This window comes from Moraxella sp. I5G (assembly GCF_055193055.1).
Genome location: NZ_JBUXLH010000005.1, coordinates 83,694 through 106,548, shown reverse-complemented (window position 1 = coordinate 106,548; position 22,855 = coordinate 83,694). Strand labels below are relative to the sequence as shown.

Here is a 22,855-nt window from a genome sequence, read left to right as displayed (position 1 = left end):
GAATTTTTTATGATTTTTTAACTAACTTTGTTTACAATATCAATAAAAATAATTTTAACTTATGGGTTTATGAATAAAAATGATGACAAATACACTGTCTAGCGCCCAAACTAAAATTCAAAGATTGCCCTACCTAAGTTATGAAGAGCAGCAGCGTATTACTCGCCTATGTGTTCGCTGCGCACTGTTATTGATGCAGTATGGTGCTGAATCGGTGGTTGCAGTTGATTTAACCAAACGCTTAGGAGTGTCTTTAGGAGTCAACGGGGTAGAGTGTGCATTGTCATTTAATGCCATTACGCTTACTACGCTATACAATGGTCGCTGCATTACCACTGCCAGAAATACCGTTCATCAGGGCATCAATGTAAGTATTTTGGTACAAATCCAAAGAATTGTACTAGACATTGAAACCCAAAAACGTGATGAACACACCATCAACATTATTGAAAAACGTTTAGATAGTATTGACCGAAGTACCTACCCCAATAATTTAATGGCCTTTTTTGTAGGCATGTCTTGTGCAAGTTTTGCTTATCTAAACGGTGGTGATTTGCCCATTGCCTTGATTACACTTGTTGCAGGATTTGCTGCCATGCGTACTCGAATTTATCTTTCTGGTCATCATTTTAACCCGTTTGTTGTGGTGATTATTTGTGCTTTTGTAGCAACCATTTTAGGGGCAGTTGCTTATTTTTTAGATTTAGGAAAAAATGCCGATGTTGCAGTTGCTTCTAGTGTGCTGCTTTTGGTGCCAGGTTTTCCAATCATCAACGCATTGTCTGATATGTTAAAAGGTTATATCAATATGGGTGTTGGGCGCTGGATGTTTGCAACTATGCTGACGTTGTCTGCGTGTGTTGGCATTGTGATTGCTCTAATTTTGCTACAAATTCCGCATTGGGGCTTAACATGATGATTATTGATATTTTAAGCAAATGTTTATTGAGTTGTTTAACCAGTTTTGGCTGGTGTTTGATGTTTACTCTACCTAGATGTTATATTAGATTTTGTCTTTTGATGACTTTGGTGGCGGTTGGCATCAAATCATTGATGGTTAATTTACACATTCATTTAGCAATTGCCACTTTTTTTGGGTCAATGATAGCCAGTTTTTTAGGTGTTTATTTTTCACAAAAAAATAGGTTGCCCCCAAAAGCGTTAATTGTACCTAGTGTAATTTGTTTAATGCCAGGAATTGTGGCTTATAAAGCTATGGTAAGTATGGTACAAATTGGCTATTTTGGTTTTAGTTTGAGTTTGTTTGTACAAATGATGACTTATTTTTTTGAAGCATTATTTGTTATTTCAGCTTTGGTTTTAGGTTTATCCATTCCAGGAATCTTATTCTATCGAAGAAAACCCATTGTTTAATATGATTTATAAATATTGTTTAAATTATACACACTTAAACTACAATATAAAAAACCGTATGTAGAATACGGTTTTGATATTTTATTTTTATGGTTTTTTTAATTATTTTTATTCATCACATTTGCTTAAATGTTAATAAACATTTGACTGTAGTAAATTTTTACATAAATTCCACAATTGCGCCCTCTTCAATCGCTCCAAACAGTCCCAATGCATCCCAGTTTGTTAAACGCACACATCCTGCCGATGTTTGACGACTAATCAGTTCAGGTTCAGGGCTGCCATGAATGCCAAAACTAGGCTTACTAATCCCAATCCACACTCGACCAACAGGATTATTTGGCCCAGGTCCGATGACACTGTTTTTGTTACGAAAATCTTTATTATAAGATGGGTCAACTACCCGATTAGCTACTTTATAAGTACCTTTTGGAGTTCTGGCGCGGTTAATCGTAGTTGGATAACTGGCAACCAAATTATCCGCTTCATCATACGCGTATAGAATATTTTTATCGCGCTCTATTACCACACGTTTGACCGAAACTTCATTAGGCTGATATGGGTTATAAACTGTGATGGTATTACCTGCCTTTAAAGCAATGTTTGGATTGAGTTCTTCAAGTAATTTTCGACTCATATGAAAACGCTCAGCAACTGCTTCACTGACGCTGTGATAACCGCTTCTACTGCCACCGATTCTAACATCTTTATCAGTTAAAGTATAATGCACCAGTACTGGCTGTTGCATTAGGTTTTCATCTGCGCTCAATGCCTGCCAAGTTGCGCTATCCATATATTCAGTGATGGGTAGATTTTTAGCTTTTTGAAAAATTTGCATGGCTTTGATGGTATTATTACTCATTTTTCCATCAACCGCGCCTACACTGTGATGATGCCAATTTAACAATGCTTGAATACGAATAATTTGAGCAGCGCTAATTGGGTCTTTTAAAATAGGCTCTTTTTTAGCTTTAGAAGGCTGTTTGGATGGATTTTTTACGTGCTCATTTTTGGCAGCTAAATTCTCATCCGCTGGTGGTGGATTTGGCATAACTTGCGACCAAACCGCAGTATTAACAGACTGAGCAAAATCACTCAATCCATCTGTTTGATAAGGCACTTCATCCAATACAGATGCTAGGCGAACATTTACAGTATCGATGCCAATAAACTGCTGACTGACATTAGGTCGTCTTTGGATAACTACGGGTTCTTCTTTAGGGGCTTGCTCACTAAGTTCACTGGGCTGATTTTCTGATGTGCTGGCTTTTTCATTGGTTTTATCCTGACAGGCTACCATTGTCATTGATAAAGATAAAAAACCCAAAAGTAGCATGCTTTTATATAATTGCTTTAGTGTTGATTTGATATAATATTTCATAATATTATCACAGTGTTATTAAATATTTTAGACAAAAAATATTCAATCATTATAGGTTATTTCTTAAAATATGCAATTGCCTTATTAACCTTTCATACAAAAAAAACGCCCCTTTAACAAGAAGCGTTTATTTGATTACAAAAATCCATTATTTGCATAATTTTAAAACAAAATTATCGCCATAAGAAATATGCCCACAATGTAACTACAATAATAGAAACAATATTGAGCACAAAACCTACTTTCATCATTTCTTTTTGTTTAATATAACCTGTACCCATAACAATGGCGTTTGGTGGTGTTGCGACAGGCAACATAAAAGCACAAGACGCCCCGATACCAATTACCAATACCAAAAGTTGTGGTGGCAAGCCCAAACCTTCGCCAACAGGCGCAAACAAAGGTACAAGTAGTGCAGCAGAAGCGGTGTTTGATGTAAATTCAGTTAAGAAAATAATAAAGGAAGCAATAGCTAAAATCACCACAAATGCAGGAGCAACATCCAAAGCAGTTGCGATTTGTTCACCCAATACTTTAGACGCGCCAGAGTTTTTCATCACATTAGACAGTGCAATACCACCGCCAAACAACATGAGCACGCCCCAGTCCGTATTGTCTGAAACTTGCTTCCAGCTAACCAAACCACATGATAACACGGCTACCGCTGCCAAAATAGCAATGACTGCGTCTGGGTCTTTAAAACCAACTGCAGTACTAATTTGACCGCCGAAAACCCAACAAATGGCTGTAATAACAAAAATAACCAAACTTAAGATACGTGGCATTGTCCAAGGAATGTCTTCTCTTTGATTGGTAACTTTTTGATTTAAATTTGGTTTTAAAACAAGATACATCGCACCTAACAAAGTTGGCATAAATATTAACATGATAGGCAAACCAAACTTCATCCAGCCTGCAAAATCAAGCCCAAGTTCTTTGGCAGCAATACCATTTGGAGGGGAACCAACCACTGTACCCAACCCACCAATAGACGCTGAATACGCAATCCCTAAAAGTACAAAAACAAAGGTGCCACGGTCTTTTTCTTTATCTACTTGAGTTAATAATCCCAGTGCCAAAGGCAGCATCATTGCAGCGGTTGCTGTGTTACTAATCCACATGGATAAGCCTGCCGTTACTGCAAAAATGAGCAGCACCGCTCCGCCTAAATGACCTTTTGCCAAGCCAACCAGTCCGTAAGCAATTTTTTTATCAATTTTTTGGACGTGTAAAGTTGCTGCTAATGCAAAGCCACCAAAAAACACATAGATAATCGGGTCAGCAAAACTAGATAATGCTTTTTTAGTTTCAAACTCAGGGATGCCAATTAACATCGCTAAAATTGGAACCAAAACAGCGGTTGCGGTTACATGGATGGCTTCAGTTAGCCACAACGTACCAATAAATAAAGCCAACGCCAATCCTTTATTAGCAGCTGCTTCAAAAGGCAAAATACTGTAAACGCCATAAGAAACAATTGCTGCAATTAAAAGAATAATGATTCCACGCCAAGTATCTTTAGCAGCATTTCCTGATGGCGGTACACTATCATCGCCTTGCTTAAAATCCGTTTCAAGCGACAAATCGCCTGAATGGTTATTTTTTGTATCACTCATAAAATAATACTCCTGATTTATTACAATAATCTCTTACATTTTAATTCCACTGGCTCAAGTCTGTATCGGGCGTCCAAAGATACTTTAATGTAAGATAAGCTTATATATCATAGCAGTATCATAACAAAAAAGAAATATTCTTAAAATAATTAAAATTTTACTTTATTTTAAATTATGAATTGCAATTATTATTTTTTTGTGTTAATTATATTTGAAATAGGTTATTGATTGCCCATTTTGTAATCAAACATAAAAAATGGTCAAACTAATAATTTTGTACCATACTTAATCGCTCACCTTCAAATAGTTCCATATCAGGGGCAAGCGCCACCATAAAACGGTCAAAATACAAAAGCTGCTTGGTCAATAAGGCAAAATCTCTTGGAAAATGGATACCATGACGTTTACCAATCTGCGCAAGCTCTACCATCATAATATTTAGGCTGTCAGCTTGAACACTTTGGTCTTTGTCTTGCGTACTGGCATTAAAATGATTGGCTCCAAAAATTTTTTGCAAATCCTGAGCAAGTTTATCAATATCCATACGTGAGCGTTCAGCTGTCATGCCGATATCTACCATTGCTTGAGCGACGCCATAAAAATCACTGGTCTGGATTGCCTGAACTAAATTAAAGCACGCTTGTAAACTTTTTGGATTGATTTCACCCATCAAACCAAAATCCAAAAAGGCGATTTGACCATTATCAAGCATCATCAAATTACCCGCATGCAAATCGGCGTGAAATTCTCCCGTCATCATCAAAGATAAAAACCAAGTATCAAGCACTGTTGCCATCACCTTTTTGGCAGCCTCTGTATTATTCACCCAAGGCAAACTGTTATCAATTAAGGATTTACCCGTTAATAAATCCATAGTCAAAACGCGTTTGGTAGATAAATGTTTATGCACGTAAGGAGCTGTAACGTCTGTATTGCCGGTATTTGCCAGATATGCCAAGAATTTATCAATATGTAAACTTTCTGCTAAAAAGTCTGTTTCTGCCAACATACGTTGCCGCATCTCATGAATAATTGGCTCAAGACTTGCTGCTTTGACGGCTGGCATAATTTTTTCTAATATCCAAAAAGCACTGTGTAGCACCCCCAAATCCGTCTGCATGATTGCCATAACATCAGGTTTTTGCACTTTTAAAGCAACTTTTTGACCTGTTTTTAGTGTTGCTTCATGCACTTGAGCAATGCTTGCAGATGCAATTGATATGGGATTAATAGACTCAAAAATATCTTCTAAACCTTGTCCATTTTGGCACAGTTCTTCTTCTAAAACCTGACGAATCTGTGAAAAAGCAATGGGTGGTGTTTTATCCAGACAGTCTGAAAATGCCAAAACATATTCTTTGGGAAATAACGATGGCGTACTGGCAATAAACTGTCCAAGTTTAATATAAGTGACCCCCATTTGCAAAAAGGCTTCTTTTAACAAATATGCATCGGGTTTTTCACCCTTAGCAACTCTAAGCGCACAAAGCCCTGCAACGTTCGTTGTTTTTTTGATTCGCCCTAATACATTTAATCCTGTTGTGAGTGTTTTTTTACCAAAATCAACGGGTAATTTAGACAGTATGGTTGGTTTCATATAGGCAACCTAATGTTAGATAATTTATTCAAATATTAAAATCACTTTATTAAAAAGATTGGCAAATAAGACAATTTGAATTTTTGCGAAATGTTATTTTTTTTAAAGATAAATTAAATCCTTGCCAAAGTAGTAATTGATTAGCAATTGGATTGTTGTTTCTGCCTAAAAAATCCAGTGCAATTTGAGCAGTCATCGCACCAATAATATGCACGGTACTTGCCAGGACGCCAGACACCGCGCAATTATTTTCATCAGACTTATCATGACCAAATAAACAGTTATAACAGCCTGTATCTTTAGTAAATAATGCAATTTGTCCAATTTCACCAATGGCAGAATTGGATAACAACGGAAGACTTAATTGTCGGCAAGCTTTATTTAACAAATCTCGAATTTTAAAATTATCTGTGCAATCAATTACCAAATCTGGATTGATTTTATTAAAAATAGAGTTGATATTATCATCCGATATTTTTATATGATGGTATTCAATATTGATCAAATGATTTTGCTGTTTTAATTTTTCATAAGCCTTCTTTGCTTTATATTGACCAATATCTTCTTGGGTAAATAATGATTGTCTTTGTAGGTTGCTTTCTTCAATAACATCAAAATCAATTAAACACAAATAACCAACGCCTGAACGTGTCAATATTTGAGATACAGGACAGCCCAAACCCCCAGCCCCAATTATTAACACACGCGAATTTTTTAAATTAATTTGAGCATCAATATCCCATTCATCCAGCAGGATTTGCCGAGAATATCTTAACAGTTCATCTTCTGAAAGTTCATCTTGTAATGATTTATTTTTTGACAATTGGTTATTCATAATAAATACCTTTGGTTATTCTGTCATTACCGCCATAATCTTTAATGGTATCGATATCACCAAATTCAAATTGACAAAAGATATCTTGAACCTGTTTTGTCTGATTAAACCCATGTTCTATTAATAAAATACCTTGGTTGTGTAAATAATTTTTAGCATGTTTGATAATGTGATAAATATCTGCCAAACCATCATCTTTGGCAACCAAGGCAGTGATTGGTTCAGCAACTAAATCATCCAAATGTTTATCATTAAGTGCAATATATGGTGGATTGGAAATAATAATATCAAATAAATCGGATATTTTATCAAACCAATCTGAATGAATAAAAACGCAGTTGTCAGCACTTAGATTTTTGGCATTTTTATTGGCAAGCTCTAGTGCATTAAGAGAAAAATCCACCGCTACCACTTGACTGTTTGGCAATTCTTTAGCAAGGGTAATTGCCAAACAGCCATTTCCTGTACCTAAATCCAAAATTTTAGGAGCAGTTACAGAATTTTTATTTACAAAATCAATGACGGCATCAATCATACATTCGCTGTCTGGTCGCGGAATTAATGTATGGCAATTGACTAAAAACTCTCGGCCCCAAAATGCCTGTTTACCTGTAATGTAAGCCAATGGGATTTTATTTTTTAATTTTTGAATTCCATCAATAAAACCTTGATATTGTTTATCTGTCAAAACATAATCTGGATTGGTAATTAAAAAAGTTTTATTCTTATCAATCACCCATAATAACAAATCTTCAATAATAAATTGAGGTATGGCATCAATGGATTTAAAAAAATCTTTTTTAATTTGACTAATACTTTTTGACGCATCGTATTTCATAATTTGCCTTTATGGTTTATTTATTTCAAGGGGGATTTTTTTACCTACGAGATAAACCAAGTATAAAACAGGAATGCCAATAATAAAAGTAATGGTAAAAAATACAGGATAACTGGTTGCATCCACAATTGCACCTGAATAGCCGCCAAGCAATTTAGGCGATAACGTCATTAATGATGAAAATAAAGCATACTGTGTTGCGGTAAACTGAATGGATGTCAAAGCTGATAAAAAGGCGATAAATACCGAGCTTGCTAGACCTGCTGCCAAATTATCCGTTAAAACTGCCATATAAAGCATGTATTGATTTGGGGTATTAAATAACACAATAAATAATAGATTAGTTAAACAAGCCAACGCTGCACCCAATAACATTGCCCTAATAATTCCTATTTTTTGAGCAACCCAACCACCAATAAAACCACCGCCAATACTGGCAACAACACCCCACATTTTTACAGCACGCGCAATCTGTGTTTTATCAAAACCAATATCTTGATAAAAAATATTGGAAATATTTCCAGCCACAATATCTGAAATGCGATACAAACCAATTAAAGCTAAAAGCAGTCCTGCTTTTTTACCATAACGATAAAAAAAATCAGTAATTGGGGAGACCCAAGACTGCATTACAATGTCTTTAGGAGCAACATTTAAATCGATGAACAAATATCCAGAAATCACCATAGCCAAAGCACTGGTCATAAATTGAATACAACCAAATAAAAAAGACAGCCCAACACTTTTAACTTCAGGCAATAAAGAGCCCATTAAACGATAAATAAAAATAAATGTCAAAATCGATAAAATAAATACCAATAATAAACGCAACGAGTCTTTTGTATTATGGATTAAATTTTTCGCTTGAGAGATTGGCTCTTTTAAAGAAAGGGTTGTCATAATTGCAATCAGCATGACGCACGCCATTGCTAGATAGGTTTTTTGCCAAGCAAAATAATGATAATGCCCTTCTTTTGAGCCAAAATAATCTGCCAGATATAAAGCGCCTGCTCCTGATGTGACCATGCCAAGACGATAACCACCAATATAACTTGCTGATAAAGCAGTTTGCCTTTGGCTGGGGGCGCATTCAATCCGATAAGCGTCAATTACAATGTCTTGAGTAGCGGCTGAAAATCCCAAAAGTACCGCTCCAAACGCCATAATAGTCAGATTTTTATCTTGCGGATTGGTCATTGCCATGATGATGATTGCGCTGATAATCAAGATTTGTGACAACAAAAGCCATGATTTACGTTTACCAAAACGATGCAGTATGGGAATTTTTAGAGTTTCAACCAAAGGCGACCAAATAAACTTAAAAGAATAACCTAATGCCGCCCAGCTAAACATTGTTACTGTGCTACGGTCAATACCCGCTTCTCGCAGCCACAATCCCAAACTGCTAAAAATTAATAAAATTGGCACGCCTGCCCCAAGCCCTAATAAAAACAGGGACAGTGCTTCACGATTGAGATAAGCTTGTTCAAAAGCTTGCCAAAAATTTTGTTTGGTTTGAGAATCTACTGAAGATGAATTTGACATGAAGAATAAATATTGCTTAAAAATTCTGCCATTTTAGACTATAAACAACCATATAAAAAGCGTTTAACGGAATATAAAGGGCAAGGCTTACTGATTTTCTAATAATTGTAACTAAATTTACACAAAAAATTTACCTAACCTTAACAATTGATTTTTTATCACTCATCAATAATCTTAACAATCCTAAAACAATTTCTAAACCAATCTTGATGTAATCTTATTCCAAAATTCAAGATTATTTTTCATTTTTGGCATTTTATTTTTAAATCAGTAATTTTATAATGAATCTATTGATTATTTTATGTTTGGATAAATAACATGGCAATTGACGTAATTATTAACCAAAAACACCTACAAATTCAATTAAAACAGCTTGAAACCGTTTGGCATACTGTGGTTAATGGCTACAACCTAAGTCAAGCAGCTGCACTGCTACACACCAGCCAGTCCAGTCTATCCAAACAAATCGCCGCTTTAGAAAATCAGCTCAAGGCGGACGTATTTACTCGACAAGGAAAGCGTTTGACAGGATTAACCGCCATTGGCAAATCACTACTGCCCCACATTGAAGCAATTTTTGCTGAAATTCGCACGATTGAAAATTTAAGTCTTGATTTTAATAACGCCAGTGAAGGCACGCTTACCGTTGCCACCACGCACACCCAGGCACGTTACGTTTTGCCCGAGATTGTCAAGGCTTTTCGTCAAAAGTTTAATAAAGTCAATCTGATTTTACAGCAAGCTGACCCTGAAACCATTGCTCAAATGGTAATTCGTGGACAAGCAGACATTGGCATTGCTACTGAATCTTTGCTTAATAATGCGGTTTTGCGTTGCCATCGCTATTATGACTGGTCACATGTAGTAATTGTTCCTAAAAATCATGAATTGGCGGCCTTAGCAGGTGTGATTGATGGTGTTGACTTACCAACACTTGCCAGCTACCCTTTGGTAACCTATCATGGCGGATTTACTGGTCGAGGTAGTATTGATAGAGTGTTTGGTAAAGCCGGTTTAACACCTGATGTGGTATTGGCGGCACTTGATTCAGACGTGATTAGCACTTATGTTTCAGCAGGTCTTGGTGTGGGTATTGTAGCCCAAATGGCATATGAACCAATTCATTATCCTGATTTGGTTGCCATTCCTATTACTCACTTTGGACGATTTACCAGCTGGATTGCTGTGCGTGATGATAGCGATATTCGAAAATTTGGTCATGAATTTATTAAATTATGCCAAAACCAATTTCGTCAAATTAAATCATAATCTTTATTTTTTTATCCCGATTTTATTCTAAAATTTTCCCAAAAACACGCCTATTTGTAGTATGATAAGCGTGTTTTTATATTTTATATTTTTATATCTGATATGTAAAAAAAGGTATTTTATGACGAACCAAACTTCAAACAATAATTCTGACAACAATAAAGAATTTCACAACCCCAATATTTTACCCACAGGAACCCCCCAAGGGCAAGCCAAGGGACAAGTCCCACAAGGTGAGAGTGCCGACCCATCAACAAATCAAACGAATACTGATGAAACCACCCATTTTGGCTATCAAACGGTTAAAAAAGCTGATAAACAAGCCAAAGTTGCTGCAGTATTTACATCGGTTGCCAAAAAATACGATATTATGAATGATTTGATGAGTTTTGGCATTCACAGACTTTGGAAGCGCTTTGCCATCAATATGTCTGGAGTTAGTACAGGACAACATGTTTTGGATATTGCAGGCGGGACAGGCGACCTTGCCAAAGTATTTAGCAAAGAAGTTGGACGCACTGGACGAGTTGTATTGTCTGATATTAATGAAGCCATGTTGGAAGTGGGACGTGAGCGCCTAATTAATGCTGGTTGTAATAATGTGGATTTTATCCTTGCCAATGCTGAAACTTTAGAACCATTTGCAGACAATTCTTTTGATTTGGTTACCATCAGTTTTGGATTGCGTAATGTTACTGATAAAGACAAAGCATTAGAAGCCATGTTTCGGGTATTAAAACCAGGCGGTCGCTTGTTAATTTTAGAATTTTCTAAACCCGTATTTGAGCCGCTATCCAAAGCCTATGACCTTTATTCATTCACCGCTTTACCACTGATGGGAAAAATTGTTGCAAACGATGCGGACAGTTATCAATATCTTGCTGAAAGCATCCGTATGCATCCTGACCAAACCACATTAAAGCAAATGATGGAAACAGCTGGATTTACCAATTGTGATTATCATAATTTAACAGGAGGCATTGTTGCGGTTCATCGCGGTTTTAAACCTTATGTAAAATCTTGATATGTTGATTACACTGATTTTACTAGGTGCAGAACGTCTTATTAATGCACTTCTTGCCAAAGATTTGATTGATAATCACCATCATTTGGCATTGATTGATAAGACGATTCGCATCAGTTTAGGTATGCCTGAAATTACCCTAGATGTGCGCTTTTGTGAACAATCTGTGCGTTTTTTGCCTGTTTATGAGCCTATTTTTGAACAAACAACCAACGATTTTATGGTTTTTCCAGATTGTATTGTAAGTTTTGCTAACGGCAAAGATTTGTTACAACTGCTAAAAAATCCTTATCAAATGGTCAATCTCAGTGGTGATGATGTTGTCTGGCAGCATATGCAAGCATTAATTGCCGATGCTATACCTATTTTAACCACACAAAATCAGACGTTTTGGCAATCATTTGGAGCTTTTGGTGAATGGATAAAATCGGTTTATTTTGACAAATTATCTAAAATTCGCTAATGAACCAGCCAGTCTAAGCAATAAAATCCTAACCGTAAACTGATATTTTATATGCTAATTTCCCATCGTCGCCGTTTATTTCATTTGTATCGTATTGCTGCTAAGCATCGTTTGGACACTCATTTTTCAGACGTTGCTGAACTTGCGCCAATCGCACGATTAATCAGAAGTCATCCTGCTAGCTTTGGTAAGAAACACAATCCTTTGGGTGTAAAACTTGCCCTAGAAGAGATGGGAACACTGTTTTTAAAGCTGGGTCAATTACTATCAACCCGTTCAGATTTGTTGCCACCCAAAATCATTGAACAATTGTCGCTTTTGCAAGACAAAGTTGCCCCTTTTGATGTTGCCATCGCCAAAGCTCAAATTGCCAATCAAACAACAGGATTAGGGCAAACCACCAAACAATTGTTTGAAAGATTTGATGAAGTACCACTAGCAGCTGCCAGCATTGCTCAGGTGCATACTGCGCGATTTTTTGATGGGCGTGAAGTGGTGGTTAAAGTTGTGCGCCCCAATCTCAAGGCGGGAATTATTGCCGACTTTGAGCTTTTAAGAGAACTTGCTAGCTGGGTTTCGGCGCGACTTGAGGCAGCTCGTGCTATTCATCTAATTGATATTGTTGAAGATTATCGACAAATCATGCTCAATGAGCTGGATTTAACACTAGAAGCCGCCAATGCCACCAAAATGCGGCAAAACTTTTTAGATTCAAAGCTGATTTATGTGCCTGAAGTTTATCTATCAAGCAAATCGGTCATGGTTTCTGAACGCATTAGTGGCATTCCCATTTCCCAAACGCACGTATTTGATAAATTAGGATATGACCGTGCAGTGCTTGCTAAAAATGGTTTAACTATCTTTTTTACCCAAGTATTTCGAGATAATTTTTTTCATGCTGATATGCACCCTGGTAATATTTTTGTAGAAACATTACCCAATGGTGCGCCGGTAGAAAACCCACGTTATTTAGGGCTTGATTGTGCGATTATGGGCGCACTCTCTAAAGATGACCAATTAATTGTTGCGCGTATGCTACTATCGGTGATGAATGGTAATTACTCAATACTGGTGGATATTATTGCAGCAGCAGGCTGGATTCCACCATCAACTGACAAGCACGCTTTAATTCATGATATGGCGCGTACGGTCAGTCCCATGGTATCAAAACCAATGAGTGAACTGGATTTTGCAGGAATTTTATTTGAAATTTTAAATATTGCACGCCGTCACCATATGAGCATTCCACCACAATTAATGCTCTTATTAAAAACACTGGTTCATGTGGAAGGTTTAGGGCGTGAATTGTATCCAGAATTGGATATTTGGTCTCTTGCCAAACCAATTTTGACCGCTTGGGTCAAACAGCAGCTAGACCCCATCAAAAATATGAATGACATCAAAGATAAATTACCCGAACTATTAATCGCCACCGCCGAAATGCCCAAACTTTTTAATCAGGGCATGCAATCAATGGCGACGTTAGGTGCCAGTCAGGACAATCTTTTACGTGAAATACAAGCCTTGCGAGCTGATTTTTTAAACAATAAGCGTCACGATTGGATAGCAGCTTCTGGTTTTTTAACGTGCATTGCTCTTGGTCTAACGGTATCAACATGGTGGGCAAGTTTGTTATTTTATTTAATTGGACTGACTTTTATCATATGGCGAGTGCTTAGATAAGCCCAAAATCAATATTTGAGGTATTTTAACCCAGCAAATCAGACACGCCAATATTTTTAAACTATAGGCAAATTAAACTATAGGCAAAATCAAACGTTTTAACCACTTAGCCAACTAATCACAAAGCAAAATTGATGTTAGTTTTTTTAATACAATCTTATTTAAAATTTACAGGTCGTTCAAGATTGGGGTAGTGATGCTGATGCTCTATATCACATTCTTCACCAACAATGTTGCCTTTATCATCAACAGGTTTGGAGATATAACCTGTACGTTCATGGACAGGCAAATATTCATGCTCCCAAATCATTACTGCCTGCATGCACGTTTCGCGTTGTTCAGTGGTAAGTTTTTCGCCATTTTCCCATTTCCCAATTTCAATTGCCGTACGGAATTTAGCAATAATTTCAGGGTTTAAACTGTTTAAAATATCGTGTTTATTCATAAAGTTTCCTTTTTTTAATCAATAACCAAATTAATAACGAACAATTACCGTTGCCATGCGCCCTGTTGCAATTTTTTTTGCATGAGTTTGGGCGCGGTAGGAATATAAATCAGTTTTATCGTAACTGCAAGCAATTTTATCTGATAAACATTCAATTGATAAAAACGCCAGCTGCAAATGAGTTAATTTGACAATATCAATATAGCATTTTTCTGTATTTTGCTTTTGAATAATCGCTGAATATAGTGCATCATAATTTAAATCAACCAATTGATTTTCAATAACTTTTTTAACAATTCTATCAGCCAGTGCTAAATCAATTTCGTAATTTTGCTTACTGATACATGCTCCTATCACTGCTTTTTTTTGACCATGCAATTTTATAGCAGTTTTTTTAATAATGCCATTTGTCAGACCCTGCCAGCCCGCATGAATGCAAGCAATACCATCTTTATCATCAAATATTGCAATTGGCACACAATCGGCAGTCATGATTGCAAGAGCCTGATATTTTTGATAACTAACCAAAGCGTCAGCATCTTGATTGCTGGTAAAAAAATCACTCTTTGTATCTAAGACACGATTACCATGAACCTGATTTAGCCAAAAAATGGATTGGGTTTTTTGATGCGTTAGTTGTCTTAAACTGCTTAATAAATCCGCGCGATTTTTTAATACACATTCAGGTTTGTCGCCAACATGAAGTCCTAAATTAAACTGCCCATACAAATCATCTTGAGCAAATTTATTAAACACACCTGCACCTGTCTGAACAATCAAAATATGTGAATTTTGATATAAAATTTTTATTCCATTTTGTAAATTATTCATAAAAATCCTTAAATAACCAGCAGTTACATTTCTTGCAATTGATGAATTAGAATCTTGATATCATCAGGCAAGGGTGCGTGAAACGTTACTTGTTGTTGTGTTTTTGGGTGAATAAATCCTAAGGTGTGAGCATGCAAGGCTTGCCGAGGAAAATTTTGTAATACTGCACGAATGTCTAAAGGTATTTTACCTTTTAGCGTTTTGCCATAAACTTTATCACCAATCAAAGGATAGCCAATATGGGACATATGAACACGAATCTGATGAGTACGTCCTGTTTGCAATGACACGTCCACCAAACTAATGCCGTGTGCTATCTCTACTGCTTTATCAATGTGAGTGATGGCTGACTTTCCTGTTTGGCGAATGCTCATTTGTGTACGCAGTTTTGGATGGCGAGCAATTGGCAAATTAATGATTTTATGGGTTAAAATTTCGCTAGGCATGCCTAAAACTAAACATTGATACAATCGATAAACTGACTTGTCTTTTAGCTGATTCATTAAATCCAATTGCGCCGTTTTGGTACGAGCAACCACCAAAAGCCCGGTTGTATCTTTATCAATACGATGCACCAATCCTGCTCGTGGCAAACGAGCCTGACCCGGAAAATGATACAATAAAGCATTGACTAAAGTACCCGTCCAATTACCCGCTCCTGGATGCACCACCAGTCCAGCAGGTTTATTTATCACAATCACATCGTCGTCTTGATAAATAACATCCAAAGCAATATTTTCGGGACAATCTGTGCCGTGATGCTGCATTTGGGTTTTTAAGGTTAAAACATCATCTAATTTTACCAAATATCGACTTTTTTGATTGCAATTATTGACTAATAATTCACCATTTTTTATCCATTCTTGGATTTGAGAACGCGAAAACTGTGAAAACACATCGCTAGCCAATTTATCCAGTCGCTTGGCAATGTCTTCTTGAGTAACTTGATACGTTAAATTCACCAATTCTGCTGATAAATCATCAAGTTCATCTTCTGTTATTTCATTATCAAAACCAACTTCATCCATAGTTTTGCTGTTATACAGTACTGAGTCTTGGTGTTTTGTTAAACAATCTTGTATATTGATCATAAATCATCTTAAAATCTTTTGATTGCTTCATTTTAGCATTTTTATCTTATTCACAAAAGCACGCCTATCAAATCACCTAAACAAAAGACGTTTTTTTAATAAAATTTTATGGTAAACTAACCACTTCTAACAAAATGATGATTAGGATTTTTTATGACCAAAGCCAAAACTGCTTACCTTACCAACACAACCATTACTGCTTTATTGACAGGCTGTGTGATTCTTACGGGGTGTTCTGGTGTCAAGGGCATGGTTAAAAAAGATAAAGCAGTGATTGCAACCGCTGAAAAAAGCGAAGCAGGTTATTATCAAGATGCTCAAAGAGCTCTGGATAAGGGACGAAATCGGGAAGCGATAACCGCCTTAAATAACATTCGCACCTTTTACCCAACAGGTGCATACGCCCAACAATCTTTGTTGGATTTAATTTATGCACAATACAACGCTAAAGAATATGAAGCTGTTACCAACAGCACTGCTGAATTTATCCGTTCATACCCTCACAGTAAACACATTGACTATGCTTTATATGTTCAAGGTGTTACTAATATGGATGGTTCCCCTAAAGCATCTCGATTGTTTAAACTAGACCAATCTGACCGAGATATTTCTTATTTGCGATTGGCGTTTAATGATTTTTCAAATTTGGTTAAACAATATCCAAATAGTATATATGCCCCTGATGCTGCCCAGCGCATGGTTGCATTGTACAACAATTTTGCTCATCATGAACTAAACGCCGCCCGCTGGTATGTTAAACGTGATGCCTATGTTGCTGCTGCTAACCGCGCCAAATGGGTGTTTCAATATTACCCACAGTCTGATTCTGTACCAGAAGCAATTTCTATTTTGGCATACAGTAACGAAAAATTAGGCTTAACTGAAACTGCTAATCAGTACAAAACATTACTAAAAATCAATTATCCACAATATTTGAATGCCAATGGTAGTGTTAAAGTGGATAATGGCGCTTTATCTTATGGTAAACGCATGATTTCCACCTTAACCTTTGGAAAGTTTGGACGCGTCAAGGACACCCAAAATCACCAGAGTGATTACACGGGCGAAACCTACACCCAAATCATCAAAAACGCCAGCAATCTAAAACTTCCAACCATCAGCGAAGAAGAAATTATCAAGCCTGCCGAAAAACCGCAGCGTCAGCGTCATATCGGCTTAGGTCTCCCTGAAGATGTCAGCAAAGCAGGTCACATCAATACCCCATGATTGATGTTTAGCTAATGATGATTTTTGACTCAAAAATAATATTATTTTTGAGTCTTTTTTAACCATTAAGGAATTTTTGTGAAATACTCTAGAGAATTAATAGACCGTATTACCGACAAAGCCGATATTGTTAGCATCATTGGCAAACACGTCAAACTAAAATCCTCTGGCGGTGAATTTAAAGGCTGTTGCCCCTTTCATAAAGAAAAAACTCCATCGTTTTCGGTTAATCCGCAAAAAAACGTTTATTACTGTTTTGGTTGTCACGCCAAAGGCAATGTAATTGATTTTTTATGCGATTATGAAAACTTAACCTTTGAAGATGCCATGCAAACACTATCAGCCCAAACTGGCATCTTATTACCCAAAACTGATGAACCTAGCATTAAAACCAGCTATAAAAAACTTCCACCAAAAACCAATATCGCTCAACAAGAGCAGACTCTAATACAAACAACAAAAAATTCTATCCATCAAACCCCTGAAGAAGCTCAAGAAGGTGATTTGTATCTTTTACTGGTCAAGGTTGCCAAATATTACCAATACACACTCAATCAAACCCCTTCTGCCAAACAGTATTTTTTATCACGAGGATTAAGCGAAGAAGTGATTGCCAAGTTTGAGTTAGGATACGCCCCCAATGATTGGCATCATTTAAGTAACGTATTTGCTGAAGATTTAGAAGGTTTAAAAAGACTAGGACTGGTAAAAGAAGGCGGCAAAAATGGAGTTTACGATTTTTTTCGCAATCGAGTCATTTTTCCCATCAAAAATCATCGCGGTCAAATTGTCGGTTTTTCTGGCAGGGCATTGAATGACAATGACAAACCTAAATACATTAATTCTAGTGATTCAGATATTTTTCATAAACAAGAACTCATTTATGGTTTTTATGAAGCCAGAGAAGCGCGTGCTAAAGAATTTTTGGTCGTTGAAGGCTATATGGATGTCATCGCCTTATATCAAGCAGGGATTTTTGGCGCAGTTGCCTCAATGGGGACAGCACTTGGAGAACGGCAAATCGCCTTTTTATTGCGTTTTCATGATACCTTAAAATTTTGTTTTGACGGTGATGTCGCGGGCAAAAACGCATCTTGGAAAGCCCTATTAACTGCTGCGCCTTTGCTGTACGATAATAAACACATCGAATTTATCACCCTACCCATTCCTGAAGACCCAGATTCTTTTATTAAAAAATTTGGTAAACAAGCGATGCAGGAGAAAATCGACAATGCAAAAGAAGCTTCCATTTATATTTATGATATTTTAACTCAAGAATTCGGTACCAACACCCCTGAAGCAAAAACCAAAATTATTAGCAAAGCTAACGAATTTATTGAAAAATTACCCAATGGTAATTTTAAAGGGTTGTTAAAACGTGATATTTACAATAAATTATACACCAAAAATGCGCCTTCTTTTCGCCAAACAAAATTTGAACAAATTGAATATGAGGCTTTTGATAATAGTAATGAGCTGGATTTATGCCGTTATATCTTATATGCGCCTTACATTCTAAAACAAGACCCTTTAGAAAAATTTAATCAACAAATTCAACAATCTGAGCAAACCAATATCAGCATTCAAAAAGCTAAACAAAGGCTGAGCGAGCAAGGCATCAGTTTTCCAAGTTTACTAACTTGGACAGCTTTTGATAAAGATGTACAATATTTAGTCAATCATATTAAAAAAATGCTGACTATGTATGGTGATTATATTAGCGGTATAGACTTTACTCAAAATTGTTGTGACGCAAACAAAATCAATCAGCGCGCTCACTTTATCATTGCGACTTTACCTGATAATGAATTTAAAAGGAATATAGCTAAATTGTGGTATGAGTTTTTTAAGGTAAACTCAGATAAACCTCAGGTTGATTTGGGCATCCATGAAGTCTTATGCAATCAAATCATTCAAATTTTAGAAGAAGAACAAAAGACCAGTAAAAATAACCTGTTACTTTCAATCGTTTATAAAGGTCGGCAGGAGATTTTAAAAAACCATCAAAGACAACAACAAATGGAGTATTTTACACAAAACACATATGCCAATTAACTATCTACTTTACAGATTTTTGACTATCGTTGGCATCAAATAGTTTGCCGCCTTTAACTGTAGTGCTGTTGTAAGCAAGTCTTTCTTCACATGCTAAAATCCATTGTTTGATGTGATTTCGCTCCCCCAAACCGCCACGGGAATCCAAAGCTTTAGCAGAAAAATAAGTTTGAATATCAGCAGCACTAAATTTATTGCCTGCTACCCAAGTGGTTTTTGACAATTGCGATTCCAACAAATCAAAACTTTGATTGATATTACCAGCAATGACCAAATCTTCTACTTTTTTGGCAATCGCTTTAGTAATGGGCTTAATCAACCAAGGGGATTTTTCTACGATTTTTTGCATAACCAACCGCATAACTAAAGGCGGCATCATTGAACTTTCAGAAAAATGCAGCCAAAAAGTAAAAAGTTCCCAACCATCTTCATCAGTTGGCTTAAACTCATGATTAACATCGTATTTTTTTAATAAATATTCTAAAATAAATCCCGACTCCGCCAATACTTTTTCACCATCAATCAAAATCGGTGCCTTGCCCATTGGGTGAATTTGTTTTAGTTCATCAGGCGCTAAATAATTTTGAGTACGCTGATGTGTAATTAACTGGTAATTCACATCATAGACCCAAGCCAACTCTTCAAGCAGCCAAAGCACTCTAAAGGAACGAGAATTACTTAAATGATGCAGTGTTACCATCATAAAACCTTAATATAAATGCAATAATTGTAATGTTTTTTTAATATAAATATCTATATTTTTTCTATTTTATACAATTTGTGAACAAGATTCAATATCTTAAATAATCTGTAATAAAAAAGCCCAACTTAATGGGCTTTTATTGGTTATTTAATATAAACCATCAGTCTACACTATGGTCAGATGGAATTTCTTTAGAATCTTCAGTGATATCTTCAATTTCCTCATGTTCGACACACGCCATACCTACAAGCGTTTCTTCTTCAGCAATGCGAATCAATTTAACACCTTGAGCATTACGTCCTGTAGTGGCGATTTGAGCAACTGGCGTACGCACAAGCGTGCCTTTGTCGGAAATCAAAATCACATCTTCCTCACCAATGACTGGTACCGCTTTAACAAGCTGACCATTACGCTCTGATGTTTTGATAGCAATCACTCCCTTACCGCCACGACCCTTAACAGGATAATCGCTAATTGGTGTACGCTTACCAAAACCATTTTCACAAGCACACAAAATCTCGCCTGAATCTGGCACCACCACCAAAGAAACTACCTTGCTGACCGCAAAACTGTCGCCATCGTTGTCATCGGTGGAATCAACATCATCATCAAGTTCTTCGTCATTAACACTTAAAAGATTGACTCGCATACCACGCACACCTTTTGCCGTGCGTCCCATTGAACGAATATTATCTTCTTTAAAGCGGATGGCTTTGCCTTCGTTGCTAAATAACATGATTTCTTGACTGCCGTCGGTAATTGCTACACCAACCAAACTGTCGCCTTCCATCAAATCAATTGCACGCAAGCCTTGACTGCGCAAATTAGCAAATTGTGATAATGCCACGCGTTTTACTGTGCCACCCGCGGTAGCAAAAAATACAAACTTGCTGTCATCTTTTAAACTCTCAACAGGTAAAATCGCAGTTACGTTTTCACCTGCTTCCAAATTAATCAGATTCACCAAAGGGCGTCCTTTAGAGCCACGACTGGCAATTGGGACTTCAAAACCGCGCAACCCAAATACACGTCCAGTATTGGTAAAACACATCACCGTTGAATGGGTATTCAAGACCAACAAATGTTCAATGACATCGTCTTCTTTCATACTAGTTGCTGAACGACCTTTGCCGCCGCGCTTTTGAGCCTGATAATCACTGATAGGCTGAGTTTTGGCATAGCCTGTACGAGAAACGGTCAGAACAACGGTTTGCTCTGGAATCAAATCCTCTCGACTAAAATCATGACGTGAATCAACGATATCGGTTTTACGCTCATCAGCAAAGTTATCATAAATTTCCTGTAATTCTGTTCGAATCACCGCCATCAATTTTTCAAAATCCGCTAAAATCAATGATAAGCGGGCAATTTCAGTCAAGATTTCTTGATATTCTGCTGATAACTTATCTTGCTCCAACCCTGTTAGACGATGAAGCTGCATGTCCAAAATAGCCGACACTTGCTCTGGTGATAAGCGATAACAAGCATCGCCATCAATAAGTCCAAATGGATTATTCAAATCTTCACCTTCAATTATGTCAGGACGCACTGACTTTGCTCCTGCATTTTTTAGCATAGCAACCACGCCACCTGATTGCCAAATGCGATTAAGCAAGTTTTCTTTGGCTTGATTTTTATTACCAGATTGTTTAATAGTGCTGATAATATCATCAATGTTTGCCAAGGCAACGGTCAGACCTTCCAATAAATGTCCGCGAACTTTTGCTTTATTTAGTTCAAAAATCGTGCGACGAGTAACCACTTCTTGACGATGGCGAATAAATGCAGCAATCAAATCATGTAGTGTCAAAAGCTTAGGCTGTCGACTATCCAGTGCCACCATATTAATACTAAAACTAGACTCTAAGGCGGTTTGGTTAAACAAATTATTGACTATCACTTCGCTGTTTTCACCACGTTTTAAGTCAATGGCAATGCGCATGCCTTCTTTGTCTGACTCATCACGAATGGCGCTGATGCCCTCTAATTTTTTATCATTAGCCAGTTGGGCAATTTGTTCAATTAATTTAGCTTTATTGACTTGATAAGGAATTTGGGTAAAAATAATTCGCTGACGGTCTTTGTTATTACCTTCCATAGATTCAATATGGTAACGTCCACGAATGTGTAGTCGCCCCTTACCAGTTCGATACGCATCCAAAATACCACTGCGTCCATAAATAATACCACCAGTTGGAAAATCTGGTCCACTAATATGTCCAATGAGTGTTTCGTTATCAATTTGTGGATTGTCTACATACGCCAAACATGCATTGATAACTTCACCTAAATTATGCGGCGCCATATTGGTTGCCATACCTACAGCAATCCCCGCTGAACCATTGACCAAAAGATTTGGGATTTTAGCAGGTAAAACTGATGGCATTTTTTCAGAGCCATCGTAGTTGTCTTCCCAATCAACCGTATCTTTATCCAAATCAGCAAGCATTTGCTGAGTTAATTTTTGCATACGTACTTCAGTGTAACGCATTGCAGCTGGTGGGTCGCCATCCACCGAACCAAAGTTGCCTTGCCCATCTACCAACATATAACGCATGCTAAAAGGCTGCGCTAAACGTACAATGGCGTCATATACTGCGGTATCACCGTGGGGATGATATTTACCAATCACATCGCCAACAACACGAGCGGATTTTTTATAGGGTTTATTATAATCATTTGACAGCTCGTGCATGGCATACATAACTCGGCGATGCACAGGTTTTAACCCATCACGCACATCGGGCAATGCTCGAGAGACAATCACGCTCATTGCATAATCCAAATAAGACTGTTTTAACTCATCTACAATCCCAATGGGGGTAATGCTGTCAGTCATAAAATTTCCTGTATTTTTATCTTAGCTAAGCGACCAATT

At 36.9% G+C, this 22,855-nt stretch carries 19 protein-coding genes; 8 read left to right on the top strand and 11 right to left on the bottom strand.

What is annotated here, in order from left to right:
- Positions 1-79 precede the first annotated feature (79 nt).
- Together ACZBKJ_RS04245 and ACZBKJ_RS04240 are read left to right on the top strand one after the other, a co-directional pair.
- A complete protein-coding gene (locus ACZBKJ_RS04245; RefSeq protein WP_463199683.1) occupies positions 80-916 on the top strand; it encodes a threonine/serine exporter family protein in 837 nt (278 codons plus the stop codon).
- A complete protein-coding gene (locus ACZBKJ_RS04240) occupies positions 913-1,374 on the top strand; it encodes a threonine/serine exporter family protein (protein ID WP_463199682.1) in 462 nt (153 codons plus the stop codon). The genes ACZBKJ_RS04245 and ACZBKJ_RS04240 overlap by 4 nt, the downstream gene beginning before the upstream one ends.
- A gap of 160 nt (positions 1,375-1,534) precedes the next feature.
- Here ACZBKJ_RS04240 and ACZBKJ_RS04235 read toward each other — a convergent pair whose 3' ends face one another.
- From ACZBKJ_RS04235 to ACZBKJ_RS04210, 6 genes are all read right to left on the bottom strand, one after another.
- On the bottom strand, positions 1,535-2,755 hold the full coding sequence (locus ACZBKJ_RS04235; protein WP_463199681.1) for a L,D-transpeptidase family protein: 1,221 nt from the start codon (positions 2,753-2,755) through the stop codon (positions 1,535-1,537).
- Between the two features lie 173 nt (positions 2,756-2,928).
- On the bottom strand, positions 2,929-4,371 hold the full coding sequence (locus ACZBKJ_RS04230; protein ID WP_463199680.1) for an SLC13 family permease: 1,443 nt from the start codon (positions 4,369-4,371) through the stop codon (positions 2,929-2,931).
- 265 nt (positions 4,372-4,636) lie between these two features.
- The gene (locus ACZBKJ_RS04225) at positions 4,637-5,968 is read right to left on the bottom strand and encodes an ABC1 kinase family protein (RefSeq protein WP_463199679.1); all 1,332 of its coding nucleotides are present in this window, start codon (positions 5,966-5,968) and stop codon (positions 4,637-4,639) included.
- A 49-nt stretch (positions 5,969-6,017) separates the two neighbouring features.
- Positions 6,018-6,803 (bottom strand): HesA/MoeB/ThiF family protein, encoded by a 786-nt coding sequence (locus tag ACZBKJ_RS04220; RefSeq protein ID WP_463199678.1) that lies wholly within the window; start codon positions 6,801-6,803, stop codon positions 6,018-6,020.
- Positions 6,796-7,641 (bottom strand): peptide chain release factor N(5)-glutamine methyltransferase, encoded by an 846-nt coding sequence (gene prmC, locus ACZBKJ_RS04215; RefSeq protein ID WP_463199677.1) that lies wholly within the window; start codon positions 7,639-7,641, stop codon positions 6,796-6,798. Before prmC ends, ACZBKJ_RS04220 begins: the two co-directional genes overlap by 8 nt.
- Positions 7,642-7,650: 9 nt before the next feature.
- On the bottom strand, positions 7,651-9,186 hold the full coding sequence (locus ACZBKJ_RS04210) for an AmpG family muropeptide MFS transporter (RefSeq protein ID WP_463199676.1): 1,536 nt from the start codon (positions 9,184-9,186) through the stop codon (positions 7,651-7,653).
- A gap of 357 nt (positions 9,187-9,543) precedes the next feature.
- Between ACZBKJ_RS04210 and ACZBKJ_RS04205 the strand changes: the two genes are divergently transcribed.
- From ACZBKJ_RS04205 to ACZBKJ_RS04190, 4 genes are all read left to right on the top strand, one after another.
- Positions 9,544-10,455 (top strand): LysR substrate-binding domain-containing protein, encoded by a 912-nt coding sequence (locus ACZBKJ_RS04205; RefSeq protein WP_463199716.1) that lies wholly within the window; start codon positions 9,544-9,546, stop codon positions 10,453-10,455.
- A gap of 121 nt (positions 10,456-10,576) precedes the next feature.
- A complete protein-coding gene (gene ubiE, locus ACZBKJ_RS04200) occupies positions 10,577-11,479 on the top strand; it encodes a bifunctional demethylmenaquinone methyltransferase/2-methoxy-6-polyprenyl-1,4-benzoquinol methylase UbiE (protein WP_463199675.1) in 903 nt (300 codons plus the stop codon).
- A 1-nt stretch (position 11,480) separates the two neighbouring features.
- On the top strand, positions 11,481-11,942 hold the full coding sequence (locus tag ACZBKJ_RS04195) for a hypothetical protein (protein WP_463199674.1): 462 nt from the start codon (positions 11,481-11,483) through the stop codon (positions 11,940-11,942).
- 51 nt (positions 11,943-11,993) lie between these two features.
- Positions 11,994-13,625 (top strand): ABC1 kinase family protein, encoded by a 1,632-nt coding sequence (locus ACZBKJ_RS04190; RefSeq protein ID WP_463199673.1) that lies wholly within the window; start codon positions 11,994-11,996, stop codon positions 13,623-13,625.
- A gap of 157 nt (positions 13,626-13,782) precedes the next feature.
- Here the strand turns inward: ACZBKJ_RS04190 and ACZBKJ_RS04185 are convergent, their stop codons facing one another.
- The 3 genes from ACZBKJ_RS04185 to ACZBKJ_RS04175 are packed head-to-tail and all read right to left on the bottom strand — an operon-like array spanning position 13,783 to position 15,992.
- Positions 13,783-14,070 (bottom strand): YeaC family protein, encoded by a 288-nt coding sequence (locus ACZBKJ_RS04185; RefSeq protein WP_463199672.1) that lies wholly within the window; start codon positions 14,068-14,070, stop codon positions 13,783-13,785.
- Between the two features lie 30 nt (positions 14,071-14,100).
- The gene (locus ACZBKJ_RS04180) at positions 14,101-14,901 is read right to left on the bottom strand and encodes a purine nucleoside phosphorylase YfiH/LACC1 family protein (protein ID WP_463199671.1); all 801 of its coding nucleotides are present in this window, start codon (positions 14,899-14,901) and stop codon (positions 14,101-14,103) included.
- Positions 14,902-14,924: 23 nt separating this feature from the next.
- Complete coding sequence (locus ACZBKJ_RS04175) at positions 14,925-15,992, bottom strand: RluA family pseudouridine synthase (RefSeq protein WP_463199670.1); 1,068 nt, start codon at positions 15,990-15,992, stop codon at positions 14,925-14,927.
- 153 nt (positions 15,993-16,145) lie between these two features.
- Here ACZBKJ_RS04175 and ACZBKJ_RS04170 point away from each other — a divergent pair, with 153 nt between their 5' ends.
- Positions 16,146-17,219: an outer membrane protein assembly factor BamD gene (locus ACZBKJ_RS04170; RefSeq protein ID WP_463199669.1), complete on the top strand. Its 1,074-nt coding sequence runs from the start codon at positions 16,146-16,148 to the stop codon at positions 17,217-17,219.
- 78 nt (positions 17,220-17,297) lie between these two features.
- On the top strand, positions 17,298-19,274 hold the full coding sequence (gene dnaG / locus ACZBKJ_RS04165; RefSeq protein ID WP_463199668.1) for a DNA primase: 1,977 nt from the start codon (positions 17,298-17,300) through the stop codon (positions 19,272-19,274).
- Positions 19,275-19,278: 4 nt separating this feature from the next.
- Here dnaG and ACZBKJ_RS04160 read toward each other — a convergent pair whose 3' ends face one another.
- Together ACZBKJ_RS04160 and gyrA are read right to left on the bottom strand one after the other, a co-directional pair.
- Positions 19,279-19,974 carry a glutathione S-transferase gene (locus ACZBKJ_RS04160; protein WP_463199667.1) on the bottom strand — a complete coding sequence of 232 codons (696 nt, stop codon included), beginning with the start codon at positions 19,972-19,974 and terminating at the stop codon, positions 19,279-19,281.
- A 163-nt stretch (positions 19,975-20,137) separates the two neighbouring features.
- The gene (gene gyrA, locus ACZBKJ_RS04155) at positions 20,138-22,816 is read right to left on the bottom strand and encodes a DNA gyrase subunit A (protein ID WP_463199666.1); all 2,679 of its coding nucleotides are present in this window, start codon (positions 22,814-22,816) and stop codon (positions 20,138-20,140) included.
- Positions 22,817-22,855 lie beyond the last annotated feature (39 nt).

Excerpts from the sequence above, each read along its gene's own strand:
- ACZBKJ_RS04245 (WP_463199683.1), top strand. The coding sequence starts at position 80 with ATGATGACAAATACACTGTCTAGCGCCCAAACTAAAATTCAAAGATTG.
- ACZBKJ_RS04240 (WP_463199682.1), top strand. The coding sequence starts at position 913 with ATGATGATTATTGATATTTTAAGCAAATGTTTATTGAGTTGTTTAACC.
- ACZBKJ_RS04235 (WP_463199681.1), bottom strand. The coding sequence starts at position 2,755 with ATGAAATATTATATCAAATCAACACTAAAGCAATTATATAAAAGCATG.
- ACZBKJ_RS04230 (WP_463199680.1), bottom strand. The coding sequence starts at position 4,371 with ATGAGTGATACAAAAAATAACCATTCAGGCGATTTGTCGCTTGAAACG.
- ACZBKJ_RS04225 (WP_463199679.1), bottom strand. The coding sequence starts at position 5,968 with ATGAAACCAACCATACTGTCTAAATTACCCGTTGATTTTGGTAAAAAA.
- ACZBKJ_RS04220 (WP_463199678.1), bottom strand. The coding sequence starts at position 6,803 with ATGAATAACCAATTGTCAAAAAATAAATCATTACAAGATGAACTTTCA.
- prmC (WP_463199677.1), bottom strand. The coding sequence starts at position 7,641 with ATGAAATACGATGCGTCAAAAAGTATTAGTCAAATTAAAAAAGATTTT.
- ACZBKJ_RS04210 (WP_463199676.1), bottom strand. The coding sequence starts at position 9,186 with ATGTCAAATTCATCTTCAGTAGATTCTCAAACCAAACAAAATTTTTGG.
- ubiE (WP_463199675.1), top strand. The coding sequence starts at position 10,577 with ATGACGAACCAAACTTCAAACAATAATTCTGACAACAATAAAGAATTT.
- ACZBKJ_RS04195 (WP_463199674.1), top strand. The coding sequence starts at position 11,481 with ATGTTGATTACACTGATTTTACTAGGTGCAGAACGTCTTATTAATGCA.
- ACZBKJ_RS04190 (WP_463199673.1), top strand. The coding sequence starts at position 11,994 with ATGCTAATTTCCCATCGTCGCCGTTTATTTCATTTGTATCGTATTGCT.
- ACZBKJ_RS04185 (WP_463199672.1), bottom strand. The coding sequence starts at position 14,070 with ATGAATAAACACGATATTTTAAACAGTTTAAACCCTGAAATTATTGCT.
- ACZBKJ_RS04180 (WP_463199671.1), bottom strand. The coding sequence starts at position 14,901 with ATGAATAATTTACAAAATGGAATAAAAATTTTATATCAAAATTCACAT.
- ACZBKJ_RS04175 (WP_463199670.1), bottom strand. The coding sequence starts at position 15,992 with ATGATCAATATACAAGATTGTTTAACAAAACACCAAGACTCAGTACTG.
- ACZBKJ_RS04170 (WP_463199669.1), top strand. The coding sequence starts at position 16,146 with ATGACCAAAGCCAAAACTGCTTACCTTACCAACACAACCATTACTGCT.
- ACZBKJ_RS04160 (WP_463199667.1), bottom strand. The coding sequence starts at position 19,974 with ATGGTAACACTGCATCATTTAAGTAATTCTCGTTCCTTTAGAGTGCTT.
- gyrA (WP_463199666.1), bottom strand. The coding sequence starts at position 22,816 with ATGACTGACAGCATTACCCCCATTGGGATTGTAGATGAGTTAAAACAG.